16 protein-coding genes are annotated in these 21,930 nt (G+C 44.7%); 8 read left to right on the forward strand and 8 right to left on the reverse strand.

What is annotated here, in order from left to right; translation table 11 throughout:
- Positions 1–415: 415 nt before the first annotated feature.
- The 6 genes from glnA (at position 416) to add (ending at position 9,043) form a co-directional block, all read left to right on the forward strand.
- Positions 416–1,825 (forward strand): glutamate--ammonia ligase, encoded by a 1,410-nt coding sequence (gene glnA, locus R7P80_RS13450; protein ID WP_005379275.1) that lies wholly within the window; start codon positions 416–418, stop codon positions 1,823–1,825.
- 195 nt (positions 1,826–2,020) lie between these two features.
- A complete protein-coding gene (locus R7P80_RS13455; RefSeq protein WP_136976535.1) occupies positions 2,021–2,602 on the forward strand; it encodes a DUF4124 domain-containing protein in 582 nt (193 codons plus the stop codon).
- A gap of 132 nt (positions 2,603–2,734) precedes the next feature.
- The gene (gene glnL / locus R7P80_RS13460; RefSeq protein WP_017821940.1) at positions 2,735–3,781 is read left to right on the forward strand and encodes a nitrogen regulation protein NR(II); all 1,047 of its coding nucleotides are present in this window, start codon (positions 2,735–2,737) and stop codon (positions 3,779–3,781) included.
- A gap of 57 nt (positions 3,782–3,838) precedes the next feature.
- Positions 3,839–5,242: a nitrogen regulation protein NR(I) gene (glnG, locus tag R7P80_RS13465; protein WP_005379267.1), complete on the forward strand. Its 1,404-nt coding sequence runs from the start codon at positions 3,839–3,841 to the stop codon at positions 5,240–5,242.
- A 102-nt stretch (positions 5,243–5,344) separates the two neighbouring features.
- Positions 5,345–7,891, forward strand: a complete 2,547-nt coding sequence (locus R7P80_RS13470) for an EAL domain-containing protein (RefSeq protein WP_225492241.1) — start codon at positions 5,345–5,347, stop codon at positions 7,889–7,891.
- A 147-nt stretch (positions 7,892–8,038) separates the two neighbouring features.
- Positions 8,039–9,043: an adenosine deaminase gene (gene add, locus R7P80_RS13475; protein ID WP_005379257.1), complete on the forward strand. Its 1,005-nt coding sequence runs from the start codon at positions 8,039–8,041 to the stop codon at positions 9,041–9,043.
- Between the two features lie 68 nt (positions 9,044–9,111).
- Here the strand turns inward: add and hemN are convergent, their stop codons facing one another.
- The 5 genes from hemN to R7P80_RS13500 all read right to left on the reverse strand — a co-directional run bounded on the left by hemN (position 9,112) and on the right by R7P80_RS13500 (position 13,821).
- The gene (hemN, locus tag R7P80_RS13480; RefSeq protein ID WP_225492240.1) at positions 9,112–10,503 is read right to left on the reverse strand and encodes an oxygen-independent coproporphyrinogen III oxidase; all 1,392 of its coding nucleotides are present in this window, start codon (positions 10,501–10,503) and stop codon (positions 9,112–9,114) included.
- 185 nt (positions 10,504–10,688) lie between these two features.
- Positions 10,689–11,177, reverse strand: coding sequence for a DUF2489 domain-containing protein (locus tag R7P80_RS13485; protein ID WP_225492239.1), 489 nt, complete (start codon positions 11,175–11,177; stop codon positions 10,689–10,691).
- A gap of 7 nt (positions 11,178–11,184) precedes the next feature.
- Complete coding sequence (gene yihI, locus R7P80_RS13490; RefSeq protein WP_005379252.1) at positions 11,185–11,727, reverse strand: Der GTPase-activating protein YihI; 543 nt, start codon at positions 11,725–11,727, stop codon at positions 11,185–11,187.
- Entirely contained in the window at positions 11,727–12,365 is a 639-nt protein-coding gene (locus R7P80_RS13495) for a class I SAM-dependent methyltransferase (protein WP_005379250.1), read from the reverse strand. The genes yihI and R7P80_RS13495 overlap by 1 nt, the downstream gene beginning before the upstream one ends.
- Before the next feature lie 838 nt (positions 12,366–13,203).
- The gene (locus R7P80_RS13500; RefSeq protein ID WP_005379248.1) at positions 13,204–13,821 is read right to left on the reverse strand and encodes a c-type cytochrome; all 618 of its coding nucleotides are present in this window, start codon (positions 13,819–13,821) and stop codon (positions 13,204–13,206) included.
- Between the two features lie 159 nt (positions 13,822–13,980).
- Between R7P80_RS13500 and yihA the strand changes: the two genes are divergently transcribed.
- Entirely contained in the window at positions 13,981–14,640 is a 660-nt protein-coding gene (yihA, locus tag R7P80_RS13505; protein ID WP_017635019.1) for a ribosome biogenesis GTP-binding protein YihA/YsxC, read from the forward strand.
- Between the two features lie 747 nt (positions 14,641–15,387).
- On the opposite strand, the gene polA is transcribed toward yihA, so the two are convergent.
- From polA to hemB, 3 genes are all read right to left on the reverse strand, one after another.
- Positions 15,388–18,174 carry a DNA polymerase I gene (gene polA, locus R7P80_RS13510; protein WP_053303417.1) on the reverse strand — a complete coding sequence of 929 codons (2,787 nt, stop codon included), beginning with the start codon at positions 18,172–18,174 and terminating at the stop codon, positions 15,388–15,390.
- Positions 18,175–18,792: 618 nt separating this feature from the next.
- Entirely contained in the window at positions 18,793–19,227 is a 435-nt protein-coding gene (locus tag R7P80_RS13515) for a GNAT family N-acetyltransferase (RefSeq protein ID WP_225492238.1), read from the reverse strand.
- Positions 19,228–19,354: 127 nt separating this feature from the next.
- On the reverse strand, positions 19,355–20,416 hold the full coding sequence (gene hemB / locus R7P80_RS13520; protein WP_031777176.1) for a porphobilinogen synthase: 1,062 nt from the start codon (positions 20,414–20,416) through the stop codon (positions 19,355–19,357).
- A gap of 184 nt (positions 20,417–20,600) precedes the next feature.
- On the opposite strand from hemB, the gene R7P80_RS13525 reads away from it, so the two are divergent.
- Positions 20,601–21,362 carry a TatD family hydrolase gene (locus R7P80_RS13525; protein WP_017635020.1) on the forward strand — a complete coding sequence of 254 codons (762 nt, stop codon included), beginning with the start codon at positions 20,601–20,603 and terminating at the stop codon, positions 21,360–21,362.
- The last annotated feature ends 568 nt before the right edge of the window (positions 21,363–21,930 follow it).

Here is a 21,930-nt window from a genome sequence, read left to right on the forward strand (position 1 = left end):
AGAAATATGTGATCTACTCCCGAGCATTTCTGCGATTTTTACGCTTAATGCCCATTTTCTTCCTCAGAACGAATTGATTAAACGCAACTTTATTCTAATCGATGCATAATTCAAATTGACTCTTGCTCAAAAACTGGGCTGAATACGCAATGTACCTGTCACATTATGGTGCAACAATGATTTTTAGCACCATAATAGTGCAATCAAAGATCATTTTGGTGCAAGCAACTGCACCAAACTAGCATTCAAAAACACAATTGCTTGAAATTAATGGAATATTTTTTTTGGCACGGTTTTGGCTTTAGTTAAAACAGCATCGATTAATGAAAAGTCAAATTGATTAATCAATGCCAGGTTTCATGAATAATTCATAAATCGAGCTTTTACCGCTTATTAACACTGGAGGTTATCCAAGATGTCAGTAGAAAACGTTCTATCGCTGATCCAAGAAAACGAAGTTAAGTTTGTTGACCTACGCTTCACTGATACAAAAGGTAAAGAGCAGCACATTTCGATCCCTGCTCACCAAATCGACGCAGACTTCTTCGAAGAAGGTAAAATGTTCGATGGTTCATCAGTTGCTGGCTGGAAAGGTATCAACGAATCAGACATGGTAATGATGCCTGACGCATCTTCTGCTGTGCTTGACCCATTCACGGAAGACGCAACACTAAATATCCGTTGTGACATCTTAGAGCCTGCAACAATGCAAGGCTATGACCGTGACCCACGCTCTATCGCAAAACGCGCTGAAGACTTCATGCGTTCTACAGGTGTTGCAGATACTGTACTTATCGGTCCTGAGCCAGAATTTTTCCTATTTGATGACGTGAAGTTCTCGACGGACATGTCAGGCTCTTTCTTCAAGATCGACGACGTAGAAGCGGCATGGAACACAGGTTCTGACTACGAAGAAGGTAACAAAGGTCACCGTCCAGGCGTTAAAGGTGGTTACTTCCCAGTAGCTCCAGTAGATTCATCTCAAGACATCCGTTCTGCTATGTGTCTAGTAATGGAAGAAATGGGTCTTGTTGTTGAAGCGCACCACCACGAAGTGGCAACGGCGGGTCAAAACGAAATCGCAACTCGTTTCAACACGCTAACAACCAAAGCTGACGAAATCCAAATCTACAAGTACGTTGTACACAACGTTGCTCACGCGTTTGGTAAAACAGCGACGTTTATGCCTAAACCACTTGTTGGCGACAACGGCAGCGGTATGCACGTTCACCAGTCTCTAGCAAAAGATGGCGTAAACCTATTTGCTGGTGACAAGTACGGCGGTCTATCTGAAATGGCGCTTTACTACATCGGTGGTATCATCAAACACGCTCGTGCAATCAACGCATTCGCTAACCCATCAACAAACTCGTACAAACGTCTTGTACCAGGCTTCGAAGCACCAGTAATGCTAGCTTACTCAGCGCGTAACCGCTCTGCTTCAATCCGTATCCCAGTGGTACCAAGCCCGAAAGCACGTCGTATCGAAGTTCGTTTCGGTGACCCAGCGGCGAACCCATACCTATGTTTCGCAGCAATGCTTATGGCTGGTCTTGACGGTATCAAGAATAAGATCCACCCAGGCGAAGCGATGGATAAAGACCTTTACGATCTTCCAGCTGAAGAAGCAGCAGAAATCCCAACTGTTGCATACTCACTAAAAGACGCGCTAGCAGAGCTAGATGCTGATCGTGAGTTCTTAACAGCGGGCGGCGTATTCTCTGACGACTTCATCGATTCATACATCGACCTTAAGTCTCAGGACGTAGAGCGTGTAAACATGACAACTCACCCTGTTGAGTTCGAACTTTACTACTCTGTGTAAGGTCGACACTGTGTAAAATGTAAACACAGCAATAAAATATTAGGCTCGCCTCGCAGGCGGGCCTTTTTTGTATTCGCCACTCAAGCTTCGACGTTTAACATGAGGGGATAATAAAAATACGCTTAGAATTTTTCCTTACAGGTCAAAGAGCTAAGCCATTGAAACGTGAAATCATCGAACAAGAGAAGGTGAGCAATGAAAGTTCAGCTTATTCCATCACTGTGTGCACTCAGCGGATTGTTAATCGCCTCTATCGCCTTCGCGCAGGTCGCGTATACGTGGGTAGATGAAAATGGCGTGGTTCACTTTAGTGATACGCCAAACAAAGGAGCAAAAGCGATCGCACTGCCAAACCTTGAAGCCAGCGCACCAGCTCCTGAGGTAGAAAGTACTGAATCGCTCGCACCTCAGACTACGCCATCTACTGCATCACAAAACAAGCCAGAGAAAACAACCGAGAAGCCTCTTCCATTAGAACTTTCAATGCAGACCCCCAAGCACAACGAGACCATCCGCAGCAATCGAGGCATCATCAATATTCAATTAGAAACCAATCGCAAGCTTGGTATCGGTGAGCAATTGCAATTGTTACTCGATGGAAAACCTTATGGTGCACCACAAAACCATATAGTGTGGCAGTTAAACAATATTGACCGAGGCACTCACACACTTGCTGTGCACGCGAAAAGAAGCGGCAAGCTTATTGCATCTACTAGCCCTATAACGGTGCATTTACATAGAGCAAGTGTTAAGCCGACCGTAAAAGGGGCAAAATAGAATATCTGGTGAAAAAAATCACATCACAGCGATGCTTTTCACTTTTTCTTCTAAGATTTATTCGCCATACTTAACGTTCAATTGCACCATTATTGTGCATCGCACAATCTTAAAGCAAAACAAGGACGTAATGTGGATACCAGTCTTCCTAGTGCCATTCTCAACAATATGGTGACAGCAACGCTGATTCTTGATGATGGATTGGCCATCCGTTATGCCAATCCGGCTGCCGAATTGCTGTTTTCTCAAAGCGCCAAACGAATTATTGAACAATCACTTTCTCAATTGATTCAGCATGCGTCGCTGGATCTCGCGCTGCTCACTCAACCGTTGCAAAGTGGCCAAAGCATCACCGACAGTGACGTCACTTTCGTTGTTGATGGCCGCCCTTTAATGCTAGAGGTGACGGTTAGCCCTATCACTTGGCAAAAGCAGTTGATGCTTCTGGTCGAGATGCGCAAAATTGATCAGCAGCGCCGACTCTCTCAAGAACTGAACCAACACGCCCAACAACAAGCAGCGAAGCTGTTAGTCCGAGGGCTTGCACATGAGATTAAAAATCCGCTTGGCGGCTTACGCGGTGCGGCGCAATTGCTAGAAAAAATGCTGCCAGAGCCCTCTCTCACCGAATATACACACATCATCATTGAGCAAGCAGACCGTTTAAGGGCGCTCGTGGATCGATTACTAGGACCGCAGAAGCCAGGTAAGAAGACACAAGAGAATCTGCACCAAATTCTTGAAAAGGTTCGCCAGCTGGTTGAATTAGAGTCACAACGCTCAATCATCATTGAACGAGATTATGACCCAAGCTTGCCAGAGATTTTGATGGATACAGACCAAATCGAACAGGCAATGCTTAATATCGTCAGCAACGCCGCACAAATTCTTAGCCATCAAGAACACGGGAAAATAACCATTCGCACCAGAACGGTGCATCAAGCCAATATTCACGGCAAACGCTGTAAACTCGCTGCTCGTGTCGAAATCACAGACAACGGCCCAGGTATTCCACCGGAACTACAAGACACGCTGTTCTATCCCATGGTCAGTGGCCGCGAGGGAGGAACTGGATTAGGGCTATCTATTTCGCAAAATTTGATCGACCAGCACAATGGAAAAATAGACGTAGAAAGCTGGCCTGGTCACACAACATTTACTATTTATCTGCCGATCTGATTGCGCTAATGGACTTCAAGTCGCGTCAGTTTTTCGGTTTGCTGCAAGGATTACTACATGAGTAAAGGATATGTTTGGGTCGTTGATGACGACAGTTCAATTCGCTGGGTAATGGAGAAAACGCTCTCCTCTGCCAACATCAAATGTGAAACCTATGCCGATGGAGAAAGCGTGTTAATGGCGCTCGAACGCGAAGTGCCGGATGTTCTAGTATCAGACATTCGCATGCCAGGTATTGATGGGTTGGAGCTACTAAAGCAAGTACAGCGCGATTACCCAGACCTTCCCGTGATTATCATGACCGCGCATTCAGATTTAGATGCGGCAGTGAATGCGTACCAAAAAGGTGCTTTTGAATATTTACCAAAACCTTTTGATATTGATGAAACTTTAACTCTGGTTGAACGAGCCATTGCACACAGCCACGAAAACAAACGCGAGCAGCTCTCTCCAGAAGACATTCCAGCAGAAACGCCTGAAATTATCGGTGAAGCACCAGCGATGCAAGAGGTGTTTCGCGCCATTGGTCGTCTTTCTCGCTCCTCTATTTCAGTCTTGATTAACGGTGAATCGGGCACGGGTAAAGAACTCGTTGCTCATGCACTGCACCGTCACAGTCCACGTGCTAACAAACCTTTCATTGCGCTCAATATGGCGGCGATTCCCAAAGACTTGATTGAATCAGAACTGTTTGGCCACGAAAAAGGCGCGTTTACGGGAGCAAACAATGTTCGTCAAGGACGATTCGAACAAGCCAATGGCGGCACTCTATTTTTAGACGAAATCGGCGACATGCCATTAGACATTCAAACTCGTTTACTACGCGTTCTAGCTGACGGGCAGTTTTATCGAGTGGGCGGTCACTCTCCGATCAGTGTCGATGTACGAATTGTCGCGGCAACACACCAGAACTTAGAAAAGCTGGTGCACGAAGGTGACTTCCGTGAGGACCTATTTCATCGCTTAAACGTGATTCGCGTTCAGATCCCGGCACTGCGTGAGCGTAAGCAAGACATTGAAAAGCTTACACAGCATTTTCTTATCCGTGCAGCTGATGAGCTTGGTGTGGAAACAAAAACTCTCCACCCGTCAACCGTAGAGATTCTTAACCGCCTTGATTGGCCTGGCAACGTGCGTCAATTAGAGAATATTTGCCGTTGGTTAACCGTTATGGCCAGTGGTAGCGAGGTGTTACCAAATGACTTGCCAAGCGAGCTACTCGAAGAGAAAAAATCCATTTCAGACTCTGCACATGGTAGTTGGCAAGAACAATTGGCGGATTGGGCACGGCATTCACTCGCAGCAGGAGATAAAGAACTACTTTCTTACGCTTTACCAGAATTTGAACGCATTTTATTAGAAGCAGCCTTAGAGCACACTAAAGGTCATAAGCAAGATGCCGCTAAAGTATTAGGCTGGGGGCGAAATACACTCACCAGAAAATTAAAAGAATTGTACTGACAATCACTTACGTGGTGCGTTAACAACGAGCGTCGTTTGTCACTCGATATTAATAAAAACATCAGTACAATTGTGGCGCACCACCATCTATGTGATTAGGCGATGTCTACTGCTACGACTCAAATTACACTGCGTACTGCTGTTCTGATTCCATTTGTCATGATCTTCTTACTGGCGATCGGTGTCATTGTCTACGTCCAAAAACAAAGTTACGAAGAAGTGGTCACGGATATCAGTGACAAGCAACTTTCCGTGTTAACCGAAAGTGTCCACGACCACCTCAATAGCTATCTACGTAAGCCTTTTACTGCGGTTATGGCTCTCGCGCACAACGTCAGCTATCACAACCTTTATCGCCCTCACGATACCTCAGACATTCAAAACTACCTGCTGAGTGCATTCAAAAATCTTTACCAATCGATACCGCAGTTGGATGTAATCGCATTTGGTTCAGAAAACGGCGACTTTGCAGGCTTTCGCCGCGAGCTTTCCGACGATTACACCTTAATGGTGCAAGATCGCTACACCGATGGTGATCTGGTTATTTATGGAACCAACCATGTGAGTAACAACATTCGAACGGTTATCTCCCAATACGATCCTCGCACTCGCCCATGGTATAAGCCCGTTGCAGAGAGCCAAAACGCCACTTGGTCTGAAATTTATACCAATGCTGATGAACGCCAGGATATTACGCTATCAGCCATGACGCCGGTGTACAAACACGACCAATTTGCTGGTGTTTTGGTGACAGACATTCGTATCAATACATTCAACGAATTCCTGCGCGAGTTAAAATACAACACTAAAGCGTCGGTCTACATCATGGACCCAGATCATCGTTTAATCGCTCACTCAGGCCCGGGAAGCGTCATCTCATGGGGCACAAAATTTTCGGATAAAGGGCAGCGTTTGCTTGCCGCTGAAAACGCAGACCCGATCATCAAAATCAGTGCGAGCCGCGTCCGGTCTTTCGATCTCAACAACACCAAGCAACCTTATACTTTTTCATTTGAACATGATGGCCAACGTATTTTCAGTCGGCTAACCCCGTATCGAGACCAAGACGGCTTAACATGGTTTATCGGCACCTCCATTTCGGAGTCTGAGCTTCTCGGCCTGTTACCGAAAAGCCAGCAAGAGAGTTGGCTCGTTGGCATTATTGTAAGCCTATTTGGGATCGCCATCAGTTGGATCATTTTCAACCGAGTTACCAGACCAATTAACGCGACGGCCGCCGCCGCTCAGCACCTGGCAAATGGGGATTGGGATAGCGGCATGCCAAAGCCTGGTTATGTGTATGAGACAACCGTACTGGTTCATGCTTTTAATGAAATGGCGAACAATCTAAGAGCTTCATTCAAAGCATTGCGTGAACAGTTAGTTTATGACTCTCTAACACGCTTATATAGCCGTCAGGGTTTGGTCGAAATCTGTGAAAATCAGTCTCATCTTTGTCACGGCAGTTTATTTTTACTTGGTATCAACAAATTTAGAGATATCAACGACAGTGTGGGTCATCACAACGGCGACCAGTTGTTGGTCAGCATCGCTGAAAGGCTAAAACAGCGGTTTCGTGACAACGCATTATTGGCTCGGATTGGTGGTGATGAGTTCGCGGTGTTTCTCTCAAATGTCGACACTGAAACCAAAATTAAACAAACCGAGCGTCGATTACAGCAACTCTTTTCCACCCCATTTATGGTGGAAGGCGAGAATGTAGTGATGAAGATTTCACTTGGTATTGTACAAACCCAGCCAAACGAAACCATGCCTTTATGGTTACGCAACGCCAGCATCGCATTAAGTTACGCTAAACAAGACTCACTGACTGGTGTATGTCACTACAGCCCAGAACTAGCGAGCGCTTCAAAGTTTCGTACGCAAATGCTGACCAAGATCCAAACTGGCATTGAAAACCGAGAGTTTATTCCTCATTACCAACCGATTGTGGATCTCGTCAGTGGCACAGTGTGTGGCGCCGAAGCACTTGCGCGCTGGCATAGCGACTCAGGTATGGTGTCACCATTAGATTTTATCCCAATCGCGGAAGAAAGCGGCATGATCAAAGCCATCGGCCAACAGATTCTGTTACAAGCTTGTCGCGACACTTACCAAGCGATCGAAAGCAAACAGTGGCCGTCGGACTTCCAACTGCATGTGAATATCTCTGTTAATCAACTATCCTGCCCAAGTTTTGTTGATACGGTGACAAGCGTATTGGATATCACGAAATTACCAGCAAGTAACCTCACACTAGAGATCACAGAATCACGTATCATTGATAGCGCACCGACCACACTAGAAAATATGACTAAACTGCGTGAAATGGGTATTGGTATCGCGATAGATGACTTTGGCACCGGCTACTCATCACTGGGTTACCTCCACTCTCTGCCGTTTACCTGCTTGAAGATTGATCGCACCTTCATCAATCAACTCACACAAGAAAACTTAAACAGTTCAGTCGTCGCAGCCGTCATCAATATCACAGCAGGTCTCAAAACTAATGTCGTCGCGGAAGGTGTCGAGGATAGCAATCAAGCACAATTACTGCGCTCTTTAGGCTGTAATCAGGTGCAAGGCTTCTACTACAGCCGCCCTATGCCACTAGAAGAATGGCCAACACATTTGGTGAACATGAAGTAGAAAAGAGCGAGAATCGTTGATTTCCTAGTCATCCTCTACTGACAATCTACCCAACTGTTATTTATACTTAACTGCAAATCTTACCCATGTATTGTCACAGATGATGTTTGGGCCCTGTTCCAGTTCATAACTATCCGGATCGACAAAATGATAACGAAGAACCTTCCTCTTACTGATTTGCACCGTCACCTCGACGGTAACATTCGTACTAAAACGATTCTTGAGCTAGGCCAAAAGTTTGGCATTGCCCTACCAGCGTACGATATTGAGTCTCTCACTCCTCACGTTCAAATTGTCGAAGCGGAACCCTCTCTTGTTGCTTTCCTTTCTAAGCTCGACTGGGGTGTTGCTGTACTGGGCGATCTAGATGCATGTCGTCGTGTCGCGTACGAAAACGTAGAAGACGCGCTAAACGCACAAATCGATTACGCAGAGCTGCGTTTCTCTCCTTACTACATGGCGATGAAACACAAACTACCAGTAGCGGGGGTTGTTGAAGCCGTCGTGGACGGTGTGCAAGCGGGTATGCGCGATTTTGGCGTGAAAGCCAACCTGATCGGTATCATGAGTCGCACATTTGGCACTGACGCATGTCAACAAGAACTGGACGGCATTCTGAGCCAGAAAGATCACATCGTTGCCGTCGACCTTGCGGGGGACGAGCTAGGCCAACCGGGTGATCGCTTTGTGTCTCACTTCAAGCAAGTACGCGATGCTGGCCTTGGGGTAACGGTCCATGCTGGTGAAGCAGCAGGTGCAGAGAGCATGTGGCAAGCAATCAATGAGCTGGGCGCAACTCGTATCGGTCACGGCGTAAAAGCGATTCACGATCCAAAACTGATGGATTACCTAGCAGAAAACCGCATTGGTATTGAATCTTGCCTGACGTCAAACTACCAAACAAGTACAGTAGAAACGCTAGAAAACCACCCTCTCAAGCAGTTCCTAGAGCATGGCGTTCTTGCGTGTCTGAACACTGACGATCCAGCGGTTGAAGGCATCGAACTGCCATACGAATACGAAGTAGCAGCACCAGCCGCTGGTCTGAGCCAAGACCAGATTCGCCAAGCGCAAATCAATGGCCTTGAGATTGCGTTCCTTTCAGAAGCAGAAAAAGCGGAACTGAGAGAAAAAGTAAAAGATCGCGCTTAAATCCAGCGAAAACATAAAAAATGCCAGCATCTGCTGGCATTTTTTATATCTTGAATCTGTATCTCTGATTAAATAACACGAGAGAATTGTTGCTGACGCGCCTTCGCTCGCAGGTACTTATCGAAGCTCATACAAATATTACGGATCAGCAAACGACCTCGCAGCGTCACACGAATTTCATTGTCATCCACTTCTACCAACTGATCATTGATAAAGGTTTGCAGTAGACCTAAGTCTTCTTTGAAGTATTGATCGAACTGCACGCTAAACTCAGACTCAATGGCCTTCTTGTCCAACTTGAAGTTACAGATAAGCTGTTTGATCACTTCGCGACGCAATAGGTCATCCGCATCCAGTGATACACCTTTCCACAATGCATGGCGAGATTCATTCACTTGTGCGTAGTATTTCTTCAACTCTTTTTGGTTTTGCGCGTACGCATCACCAATCATTGAAATCGCAGAAACCCCAAAGCCTACCAAGTCACATTCACCTTGCGTCGTGTAGCCTTGGAAGTTGCGATGCAAAATACCTTCACGCTGAGCCACAGCAAGCTCATCATCCGACATTGCAAAGTGGTCCATGCCGATGAACTGGTAACCAGCGCCTGTTAGCGTTGCGATGGTGTCTTGCAGAATAGCCATCTTCTCTTCCGCTTTTGGCAAATCGTCGTCTTTAATCTTACGCTGCGCAGCGAACAATTGCGGCATGTGTGCGTAGTTAAACACAGACAAACGACCCGGTTGCATTTCTAGCACTTGCTCTAATGTTTTCGCAAAAGACGCCTTAGTTTGTTTCGGTAAGCCGTAAATCAAATCAAGGTTAGTCGAACGGAAACCAAGTTCTTTCGCACGAGCTACCATGGCAAAGATAAATTCTTCATCTTGCTCACGGTTCACAAGCTGCTGAACTTCTTTGTTGAAGTCCTGCACACCAATGCTCAGACGGTTGAAGCCTTCACCACGAAGGTGATCCAGCATGGTTAGCTCAATTTCACGAGGGTCAACTTCAATACTGATTTCTGCATCCGCACTAAAGGTAAACTCTTGGCGTAACAAGTCCATCACACGTGTGATTTGTTTTTCAGATAAGAAAGTTGGTGTACCACCACCAAAATGCAATTGAGTCACGGTGCGACCAACAAGTAATGCAGCACGTTGACGAATTTCGTGTTCAAGCACGTCGAGGTATTCATCCGCTTTGTGCGAGTGGCGCGTAATGACTTTATTACATCCACAGTAGTAACAAAGCTTGTGACAGAACGGAATGTGTACGTACAGCGATAATGGGCGTTCTGGGTATTGAGTGCATGCCATATCATAATCAGAAATGGTGAACGCTTCATGAAATTCCAGCGCAGTCGGGTACGACGTGTAGCGCGGACCAGAGTAGTTGTACTTATCCAACACCGCTTGATCCCAGACGATTTGCTGTTTCGATTCAGTATGTTGATTCGACATGGTGGTACTTTCCGTTAAATGCTAGGGAGACGTATATCGCCACCCGATATTCAGAAACCGCTATTTTGCCATACGACGATGGCAACTACGGTAGCCGTTGGCGGCTTTTTAAGTATAAAACCAAAGAAGTGCTAGCGTGATCACGATACCCCCAATGGTGATAAGGAAACCATCAGGGGTACGAATTAGATCATCTGAATATTGATTTGGTTATTCAGTGGCTGGACGTTTTTTTGCAACACTTTGAGTTCTTCTATGATCGCATCCGTTAAGCGCTGCTCCGCTTTATGGCGATCTAAGTTTTGTTGCATACGCTCTTTCTTAGCAAGGTTCTGACGGTCTTCACCGCGCGCCATATCTTTCACAACATGATACAGCTCAGAAATCGCAGGGTATGTTTTATCAAAATCAACACGGTCTTCACCCTGAACATAGTCCATGATGTTGTAAACACGGATGCTGATTTCAGACAAATCACACTGACCTTGAATGCCCGCCTGACACAAGGTATGCACATTCTCAAAAATGTTGGCGTTACGTTTGTCTATCGCCAATTTTTGATGCTTCAGCTGCAATTCCTTTTGCTTTTTCAATTGAAGCAGAAGGTAACCTGCATAAGAAGCGAGTGCGATGATAATCACAACACCAGCAATAGCTAATAAGGTTACATTCATAGCTTAATTATCCTTTATAGTCGTCGAAATTAATGTCGTCGAAATCTGCCAGCAAGTCATCATCGTTGCGCGTGCTTTTCTCAGCAGGTGCAGTGAAGTCTTCCTCTTCTTCAGGTTCCAACAAACCTAGTTGGTCCATTAGTTTCTCAATGCGATCAAGTTTCTCATCGACGAATTTCTGTAGACCTGTGCCCAGGTTTTCACCCGCTTCAATACGGTCTAGCAACACGTTCAATTGCGCGTCATTTTCTAGCATCTCTAGTTCTTGCTCTGCCGACAAACGACGCTCTTGCTTCGTCATTTTCTTCGCAGGTTCAACAATCAGAGGTATTTTCTTTTTGCTGCCTAAGCGCGGGTCGCGATTTTGTGCAGCAGCTTGCTTTTTCTGCTCGTTAACTTCTGAGTTACGGTTACCCGTTTTCAGACCTTTACGCTTTTTAGCACGCTTGCGTAAACGGCCTTCCACATCAGATTCTGTACGGTTACGAGTTACAACAAACTCAGGTGCACCAGCGGCACCCGGTTTTCTAGATTTTTTACTACGGCTCATTACTGGGGTTTCCTCAGTAAAATTACATCATTACCAATAAATTCGAGTTCGAGCTTATCCCGCTCTGCTAGGAACTGGAACGTGTCACGACTAAAGAACACTACGTGAGTGAGATCGTTCTTATAATGCCATGATTTGAAAGCCTCCACGTCGATGACCATTTTCGTCATCAGGCCTATCCAGCCCCCTGGCTTAACTAAATTCAACCATTGCTTCCACACCAAATCTGGGTGGTAGAGGTGCTCTATCACCTCTGTTGCTGTCATGAAGTCGTACGTTTTTTCTAAAACCGACGTATCAGGGTGGTAGTAGAGATCGTACAACGCCATGTTGTGCCCCGCCTCTTCCAGCATCAAGGAGAGCGTTGGGCCAGGACCACAACCAAAGTCGATACCATTTGATTGTGGAGAAATTCGCTCTGTGATCGGGTCAGCAATACGCGACAAAAAGCGTCGGTAACCCAAATCATCGGGGTTGTTCTCATGCAAATCATAGTGAGCTTTTTCGCTTTCCGCATCCAAACGTTGGTCTGGATTTACGAATACCAAGCTGCACTGCTCACATTGAAGATATTCACGACGCTTATCTTCAAAATAATGGTGAGTGCGCTGATTTTGGCATAAAGGACAGGTATGCATGCTGACTTCCTCAAACAGGGATGCGAAACATACCAGAAAGTGAACTCGGATTGGAGTGTTGTTGAGTATTTTTTCAGCAATTTTTATTAAAAAACTTTGTTTACAACCTATAAAGCTAAATAAGTGCAGTAATCTCAATTCAAGTTACGACTGAGCAAGTCAACGGATATAAAAAAAGCGACAGTCAGACTGTCGCTTTCTAAGTGCCATCAATTGGCGAAACTGTGTTGCACACATTTGGTGCACCAATGATCCCTTTGTTTTTAGAGCTTTCCCTGCCAAAAAGAGTTGTTTTTCATCTTCCTGATGAGTTTTGGCTATCCGTTTACTTCCTGTCTACTGAGCAACTTCCTGTGCCTGATCCGTTTCACTGTCTTAACCGTCAGACGAGATGACCATCCTTATCCGATAGGCTCCCTACCTATCTAAATCCCTTTCTAAATCACCAAGCATCCGAGCTACATCCTTGGAGACCTAAACCGTGGTCTTAAATCCTTACATTCACTCCCTGTGAACGACTTCTACTTTACGCCATCCCGTTATGCTCACAAGTAATGGGTTGAAAAAATAATCCGCCTATTTTTCTAAAAAATCAAAATTATCATTTAATCAAAAGCTTAAAAACACTAACAAGAAAAAGCCAACATCAAGTATGGCAAATGTCTCACAAACTGCCGAGCCAACTATCGCTTTCGCATCCAAACTCGACTGTGATATCTGTCACGAACAAAAATGCCCTAGTGGATTCACTAGGGCATTTTTGTACAAGTTGCTCGAACGATGTAGGGACATCTACCCAACCAACTCAAGATGCAGGATCTTGAGCGATTTAGGTATATTAGTGCAGACCGCCAACGTATTTAGACAGCACTTCGATATCTTCGTCTGTCATTTTCTTCGCGATGTCGCGCATCATGGCATTCATATCATTGCCACGGTCGCCATCACGGAATTTTTCTAGCTGAGCTTTGATGTAGTCAGCATGCTGACCAGAAATTTTCGGGAAACCTGAAAGCTCAGTACCATTGCCACGAGGACCATGACATGCAATACATGCGGTTAGGCCACGCTCGGCATCACCAGCGGTATAAAGCGTTTTGCCTTTTGCTACTACATCTTCAGGTGTTGAGTTTTCTGAAACTGGTAGCGAAGCGTAGTAAGCAGATAGGTCTGCGATATCTTCATCGCTCAGTGGCATTGCCATACCACTCATTACAGGATCGTAACGACCTTGTTTACCACCACTTGTCATGCCTAGCTTAAGTTCTTTTAACTGCTTCTCAAGATACTTAGCGTGTTGGCCTGCGAGTTTCGGGTACGTTGTTATTGCACTGTTGCCATCTGCTCCGTGACAGGCGACACAGGTTTGTGATTTTGCTTTACCAGCCTCAATATTACCTTGGGCCCATACTGAGCAACTGGCTAAAAGACTCAAAATTAGCGCTAATTTCTTCATGACATTCCATTATAATTATCAAGCTTCCAGTACCACGGAATGTGAACATACCGCGTACACTCATGGTACAATAGGCGACCTTATGCCGAGCACGGTTATTTTACACATTTTCACAAAAAAGTAATCAATCGACTACACAAAGTCGAGATGGAGTTAACAGTGAGCGTAAAAATTCATTACCAAAATACGCATTTCATCACCAGCGCACCCGATATTCGTCACCTGCCGGAAGACGAAGGTGTCGAAATTGCGTTTGCAGGACGCTCAAACGCTGGTAAATCGAGTGCACTTAACCGTCTAACTAATCAAAAAAGCTTAGCCAAGACATCAAAGACACCTGGTCGTACGCAATTAATCAACCTTTTCAAAGTAGAAGAAGGTTGTCACATTGTCGATCTACCTGGATACGGTTTTGCTCAAGTACCGGTAGAAATGAAAAACAAATGGCAGAAATCTTTGGGTGAATACCTACAGAAACGCGAGTGCCTAAAAGGCTTAGTGGTTCTAATGGACATTCGTCATCCAATGAAAGATCTCGACCAACAAATGATTTTCTGGGCCATCGATAGCCACATTCCTGTGCAAGTTTTGCTAACCAAAGCAGATAAACTAAAAAGTGGTGCACGCAAACAAACTCTACTGAAAGTTCGTAAGCAAGTAGAAACTTTCGGTGGTGACGTTTCTGTTGATGTGTTCTCTTCACTGAAAGGATTAGGTGTCGATCAGCTACGTGCAAAACTGGATACCTGGTTTGCACCAGCACTAGCACACCTGATAGAAGAAGACGAACAAGAGATACCAGCGAGCGATGAAGAATAATTAACAATATTTGTTAAATTTCTTCGACACGGCCCTGCCATTTGGTGGGGCTTTTGTTTATCTGAACTAAATAACAGGCAATAAAAATCCCCGCCTTCCTGGCAGGGATAACGGGAGAGAAAAATTGGTAATTATTGTTATGTGACGAAGCATTGCTGAACTGAGATTCGATTTCAATAGGTTAAAAAGCGCTCTTGTTTCCTGTGTATCACCAAACATTCACTCCAAAAACACCCAATAGCGTTACAATTCAGACAGTTAAGCCAAGCAAATCTTCAAAAAGATGTAACTTAGTTTCTTTCAAGAAAAAATAATAGTGTGACTGGCGTAAATTTACAGGATGAATAACGCAATAAATTTGAAGGAAAAATCGAGATTTTGCAGTGACTTAGAAAGGTCAAAAAAGAAGGTTTTTGAAGGCTAACTTTAAGCTGCTGATCCAAAAGAATAATTTTCTTTCGCCCAATAAAAAACGCCCCAGTCAAAAACTGACTGGGGCGGCTGAATCAGCCTAATCCAATAACGTGAAACAAAAGGTCTGAAAGATAGAACATCTTACCTCTGTACCCTACGAGTATTAATGTACAACAATTGGTCAGAATTGCAAAGAATTTTTGTAGTTTTTTTTCATGAAATTTTTATTAAGCAACATCAAAGTTAACTTTGCGCTAGCTTTTTTAATCTCAAAAAAAAGCCAGCGTTTGTGCGCTGGCTCATAATTAATTGGTTATTTTGGTCTAAAAGTGACTAATGAGCTTGATCCCAGTTATCACCGTGACCTGCTTCTGCAACCAACGGTACTTTTAGCTCTGCTGCAGATTCCATCAATTTCTGTACTTTACTTTCAATTTCGGACAATGATGACTCTTCAACTTCAAAGACCAATTCATCGTGTACTTGCATTAATAACTTCACACGACCATTGCCTTCTTCCTGAATCCACTGATCAACCAACAGCATCGCTTTCTTAATGATGTCCGCTGCCGTACCTTGCATTGGTGCGTTGATTGCCGCACGTTCAGCAGCTTTACGACGCATCCCGTTGCGCGATTTGATTTCTGGCAAATGCAAACGTCGACCAAAAATCGTTTCAACATACCCTTTATCTGCTGCTGTGCTGCGTGTGTCTTCCATGTACTGCATCACGCCTGGGTAACGTTCAAAGTATGTATCCATGTACGCTTGAGCCTCACCACGAGGAATGCCTAATTGCTTCGCCAAACCAAACGCACTCATGCCGTAAATAAGACCGAAATTAACCGCTTTCGCACGACGACGTTGCTCACTTGAAACGTCCTCAATAGAAACACCCATGATTTCTGCTGCGGTTGCCGCGTGGATATCTTTGCCATCACGGAATGCATTCAATAAAGCTTGGTCGCCAGAAAGGTGCGCCATGATGCGCAGTTCGATTTGCGAGTAGTCGACCGCTAAGATTTTATGCCCTGATGGCGCGACAAACGCTTGACGAATACGACGGCCAGCTTCGTTACGAATTGGAATGTTCTGTAAGTTCGGATCAGTAGAAGATAGACGACCCGTTGCAGTCACTGCTTGGTGGTAAGAAGTATGCACGCGCCCCGTCGATGGGTTGATCATCTTCGGCAGTTTGTCGGTGTAAGTTGATTTTAGCTTCGCCAAACCACGGTATTCCAAAATCAGTTTTGGTAGTGGGTAGTCTAGCGCGAGTTCTTGCAGAACTTCTTCATTCGTCGATGGTGTGCCTGATGGCGTTTTCTTCACAACCGGTAAACCCATTTTTTCAAATAGGATGGCTTGTAATTGCTTTGGCGAGTTCATGTTAAACTCTTGCTCTGCAATTTCGTACGCTTTCTTTTCAAGCTCATCAAGGCGAGCGGTAATCTCGACCGACTGCGCACTCAGCTTCATTTCATCGATAAAGACCCCAGTGCGTTCAATGCGCGAAAGAACTGGCACCAACGGCATTTCAATCTCTTCGTAAACTGTCTTCAGGCTTTCATCCTGCTCGATATTAGCAAACAAGCGATTGTGCAGACGAAGGGTCACATCCGCATCTTCTGCCGCGTATGGCGATGCTTGTTCCAGTTCGATTTGGTTAAACGTAAGCTGATTTTTGCCTTTACCTGCAATTTGCTCAAAAGAAATGCAGCTGTGCTGTAGGAAGCGAAGCGCCAAGCTGTCCATATCGTGTTTACCGCCGACACTGTTGTAGATATACGATTCCAACATCGTGTCGTGCTTAATACCTTTTAGCTCAATGTCGTAACGAGCGAGTACAGACGCATCATACTTTAAGTTTTGACCGACTTTTGCTTTCGCTGCATCTTCAAGAATTGGCTTCAGCTGTTCTAGTACCCAATCACGATCAAGCTGTTCAGGCGCATCTAAATAGTCATGTGCAACTGGCACATAAGCCGCAATACCTTCATCGACAGCGAATGACAAACCAACTAGATTCGCTAGCATGTAATCTAGGTTATCGGTCTCCGTATCAAATGCAAACAGCTCAGCCGTTTGAAGTTTATCTAGCCAAGCATTGAAGGTTTCTTTATCCAGAATTGTTTCATATTGGCTGCGATCGATTGTTACCGCAGAAGTTTCCATCTCGGCTTGAGAAGAAGAAGCTTGTGAAGATCCTGCAAGCTCTACGGCCTCCACAGATCCAGAACCGCCTTCAAGTAGTTCATTCAACCAAGATTTAAACGTCAGTTGGCCATACAGCTTCACTAATTCGTCTTTATTTGGTTCCGCTTTCAGCAATGATTCTGGCGTTTCCTCAAGCTCAACATCCAATTTGATGGTCGCGAGCTCATACGAAAGCATGGCATTTTCTTTGTTGTCGATGAGCTTTTTCGCCATGGTTTTAGAACCACGGAAACCAAGCCCTGCAATATCATCGAGGTTTTCATACAACTTCGTCAGACCACCAATACCTTGCAGTAGTGCGGTCGCTGTTTTATCACCGACACCCGGTACACCAGGAATGTTATCTACTTTATCGCCCATCAGTGCTAAGTAGTCGATGATCAACTCAGGTGGAATGCCAAACTTTTCAACCACACCTTCACGATCCATTACGACGTTCGTCATGGTGTTGATCAAGGTAATGTTATCATCCACTAGCTGCGCCATGTCTTTATCACCAGTACTGATCAATACAGGCATGCCCTTTTGTGATGCTTGGTATGCTAACGTACCGATGACGTCATCCGCCTCGACGCCAGGAACACAGATCAGCGGCAAACCCATTGCACGAATAACATTGTGTAATGGTTCAATTTGACAACGCAGGTCATCCGGCATTGGCGGACGATTCGCTTTGTATTCTGCATACATATCATCACGAAAGGTTTTTCCCTTTGCATCGAAAACCACCGCGATGCGCTCAGACGCAAACTGACGCATCATGCTGCGTAACATGTTCACGACGCCGTAAACGGCATTAGTTGGAATTTCACCATTGCTCATGGTGCCCGGGTAGGCGTGAAAAGCGCGATATAGGTAAGAAGAGCCGTCGATAAGGATCAACGGATTTTCAGGAATACTTGCCATAATTGTCTGTATCCAATTCAGTACTTGAGAGATCTGCCTAGGATGCCATGACTGCTGATCTGAATCTATCTTGTTCGCTCGATCTAGGTCGCGTAAATTTTTCCGACTTTATTCAAGAAAACACCACCCCTGTGGATAACTCTGTTTATAGAAATTATCCACTGGTTATCCAATAACAAAAAACACAAGAAAACACCAACTCAACCTATTGATTTATAATAATAAATTCGCATGACGGCGAGAAGATCAACGATCCTAAAATGATCATCGCATGTGGAAAAGATATTAATAGTGACGTCAAATAGAAATCGTAGAAAAGAAAAAAGCGACCCGAATGGGGTCGCCTAGCAGAAGTGGTAAAGCAAATTCTGTAAATAGAGCAGCTTAACCAAGAAGCTATAAATTACACTGGAAGCAATGTGAGCAATGTCGTGTCAAAAAGAATTCGTGCAAGTTCTCGGAAAAATGTTTCATCACTTCTCAACTTTCAGTTAATTAACTTCTGTTAATAAGTCACTCAACGTCCTTGTGAACTTTCCTCATTCCCTAAGACAGGCTTAATAATAATGATTCTCATTTCGTAGTCAACAGTTAAATGAGAAAAAATCTCATTTATTTTCACATTGCTTTAATGAAATGCACTCGAGACTCTCGAAGATTTACTTTTTCTTCAAACTTTTCAATGATATAGCCATTTCTCAATAACAAGCGAAGCATAGCCGGAAACTGGTTTCGAGATTTCACTTTTAATGTGTTGTAGCCTTGTTCTGCCACCCAATCCTCTTGAGCTTCCAAAAGCAGCTGTGCCACGCCTTCATTTCGAGCTTCAGGGACAACACCACCTAACCAGCTATAGAAAACACCATCCTCTAATTCGTAACCTATTTTGAAGCCGACAATCGTGCCATTTTTTTCTGCAACGAGGATTAAACTGTTTTTCTCTTCTAAACGTTGAGTCATGGAGTCTACCGCTTCTCCTTTCGAAAACTCGGTAACACGCGCCACAACTTGAAGTGCTTCTTCCAATGTGCCTTCACGAATCAGCATTGTCATTGTTCTCTTCTCCAAAATAAAAATACCCAAGCACCTTGGATTGTTACTGTTGTAATCCGCCTGAGGTTACTTGGGTATATACAGACGAACAACTCTTGTTGGTCTGGTATTTCTCACTGAGCGATAATTACTCTTCTGTCGCTTCCGGAGTACGATTTAGGTGTTGAGCAGTTTGTGCATTCTCTTCTGCCAACCACTCAGCAACGTCTTTCGCAAAGTACGTTAAGATGCCATCTGCACCTGCACGTTTGAAGCACAATAGTGATTCCATCACAATTTCACGCTCTTTGAGCCAGCCATTCATGATCGCCGCTTTATGCATCGCGTACTCACCAGACACCTGATAAGCAAACGTCGGTACCTGAAGTTCGGTTTTAACTCGGCGAACTACATCTAAGTATGGCATACCAGGTTTAACCATCACCATGTCCGCACCTTCATTGATGTCTAGCGCCACTTCATGGATCGCTTCGTCAATGTTTGCAGGGTCCATTTGGTAGTTTTTCTTGTTGCCGCCTTTTAGATTTGAAGAAGAGCCAACCGCATCACGGAATGGTCCGTAGTAGTTCGATGCGTACTTAGCCGAGTAAGCCATGATTTGAGTATGAATGTAGCCCGCGTTTTCTAATGCTTCGCGGATCTTACCAATTCGGCCATCCATCATGTCTGAAGGCGCGACTACGTCAGCACCAGCTTCTGCATGAGACAAAGCCTGCTTAACCAATACTTCTGTGGTTTCATCATTCATTACGTAGCCATCTTCATCGATGATGCCGTCTTGGCCATGTGTCGTGAATGGGTCGAGTGCCACGTCTGTGATTACACCAATTTGAGGAATGTGTTCTTTAAGCGCTCGTACTGCTCGCTGAACCAAACCTTCTGGGTTGTAGGCTTCAGTAGCACATAAGCTTTTAGCGTCTTGGTTTACGACAGGGAAAAGCGCGATTGCTGGAACGCCTAGATTTGCAAGGTATTGTGCTTCTTCTAGCATTAAATCAATCGACAAACGCTCTACACCCGGCATGGACTCCACGCTCTCACGACGATCTTTACCCATAAGAATGAACATTGGATAAATCAGATCATTAACAGAAAGTTGGTTCTCAGCCATCAAACGACGACTAAAATCGTGCTTACGTAAACGACGCATACGGCGTGCAGGGAATGGACCTTGAATTGATACAGACACCATTTTCTCCTTGTCTGGACGGTTATGATGATCAAATCATCTGGTGAACAAAATCATATCACTCTTGATGCATGTTGCGAGTGACAATCTGGAAAAAGGTAATGAAAAAAACTGAAAATGACCCAGCACTCACACTCAAGTATACTTCGAATACGAAACCAACCATGAAGCACAGAGAGTAACGATGATCGATACCCACGCGCACATCTATGCTAGCGAATTTGATAACGACCGCGATGAAGTAGTACAACGCGCCTTAACGCAAGGCATTAATAAAATCCTGTTGCCAAACATCGATCTGGACTCAATTGAGCCCATGCTAAAAACCGAAGCGGCATATCCTGACGTATGCCACTCAATGATGGGGCTGCACCCTTGCTATGTGGATAACAACGTTGAGCAAACGTTGGAGATCATCCGCGGCTGGTTTGAGAAACACAAGTTTATTGCGGTGGGCGAAATCGGTATCGACCTGTATTGGGACAAAACCTATCGTGCTGAGCAAGAAATGGCGTTCGTAGCTCAACTTGACTGGGCAAAAGAGATGGATTTGCCGGTCGTTATCCACACTCGTGATTCGATTGAAGAAACACTCACTTTGCTACGACAAGAGCAAGATGGTCGTCTGCGTGGTGTATTCCACTGTTTTGGAGGCAGCTTAGAAGAAGCACAAGCAATCAATGAGCTAGGCTTCCACTTAGGCTTAGGTGGCGTATCAACCTTTAAGAATGGCGGGATGGATAAAGTCATTCCGCATTTGGATATGCAGTGGGTCATTTTAGAAACCGACTGTCCATATTTAGCGCCGGTGCCACACCGTGGTAAACGTAATGAACCAGCCTACACTTCTCTCGTTGCACAACGTGTTGCCGACTTGCGTGATGTCGACATCGCAACCATCGATGCCATAACGACTGAGAATGCCAAAACGCTGTTTAATATTTAATTCACGAGAATTGAAAAAAGCGACGAAATCAACGTCGCTTTTTTATCACCTAAACTATTGAATGAACGATTCAACCCGTTGAAATAGTAGAACAATCCATACAAAATTATTGATAAACATAATAATTAACTAGCAACTCTACTTACTTCTCATATCGTCACTTTACTTCGTCCGCTTTGCAAAACTGTCGACAACTCGACACATTATTTTTCTATACTGATTTACGCCCATTAATTAGCACAAATGTAAAACAGCATGAATATGGAAGTTGAAGTGTGTACACATGGTGCTTACTTACAACGCGTACCGCGCAGTTTTTTTCAAAAGCTGCTGGGCATCAAGGAAGTATACGTATGCACAAAATGTGGTTACGTCATGAAAGTTAAGTAATTAGCCCAAGAAAAAACCAACCGCAAAAAAAAGCGGCTCAATTGAGCCGCTTTTCACATCTATGTGCCGTCCTAAATAAGGTTGACACTTTCCCCCCCAAAAAAATTGGAGAGTGTTATGAAATCAACAACTAAAAGAACTCAGCGCGATTACTCCCTCGCTTTTAAACTCACTGTAG

The organism is Vibrio sp. 2092 (assembly GCF_033339635.1).
GTDB classification, from domain to species: Bacteria; Pseudomonadota; Gammaproteobacteria; order Enterobacterales; family Vibrionaceae; genus Vibrio; species Vibrio alginolyticus.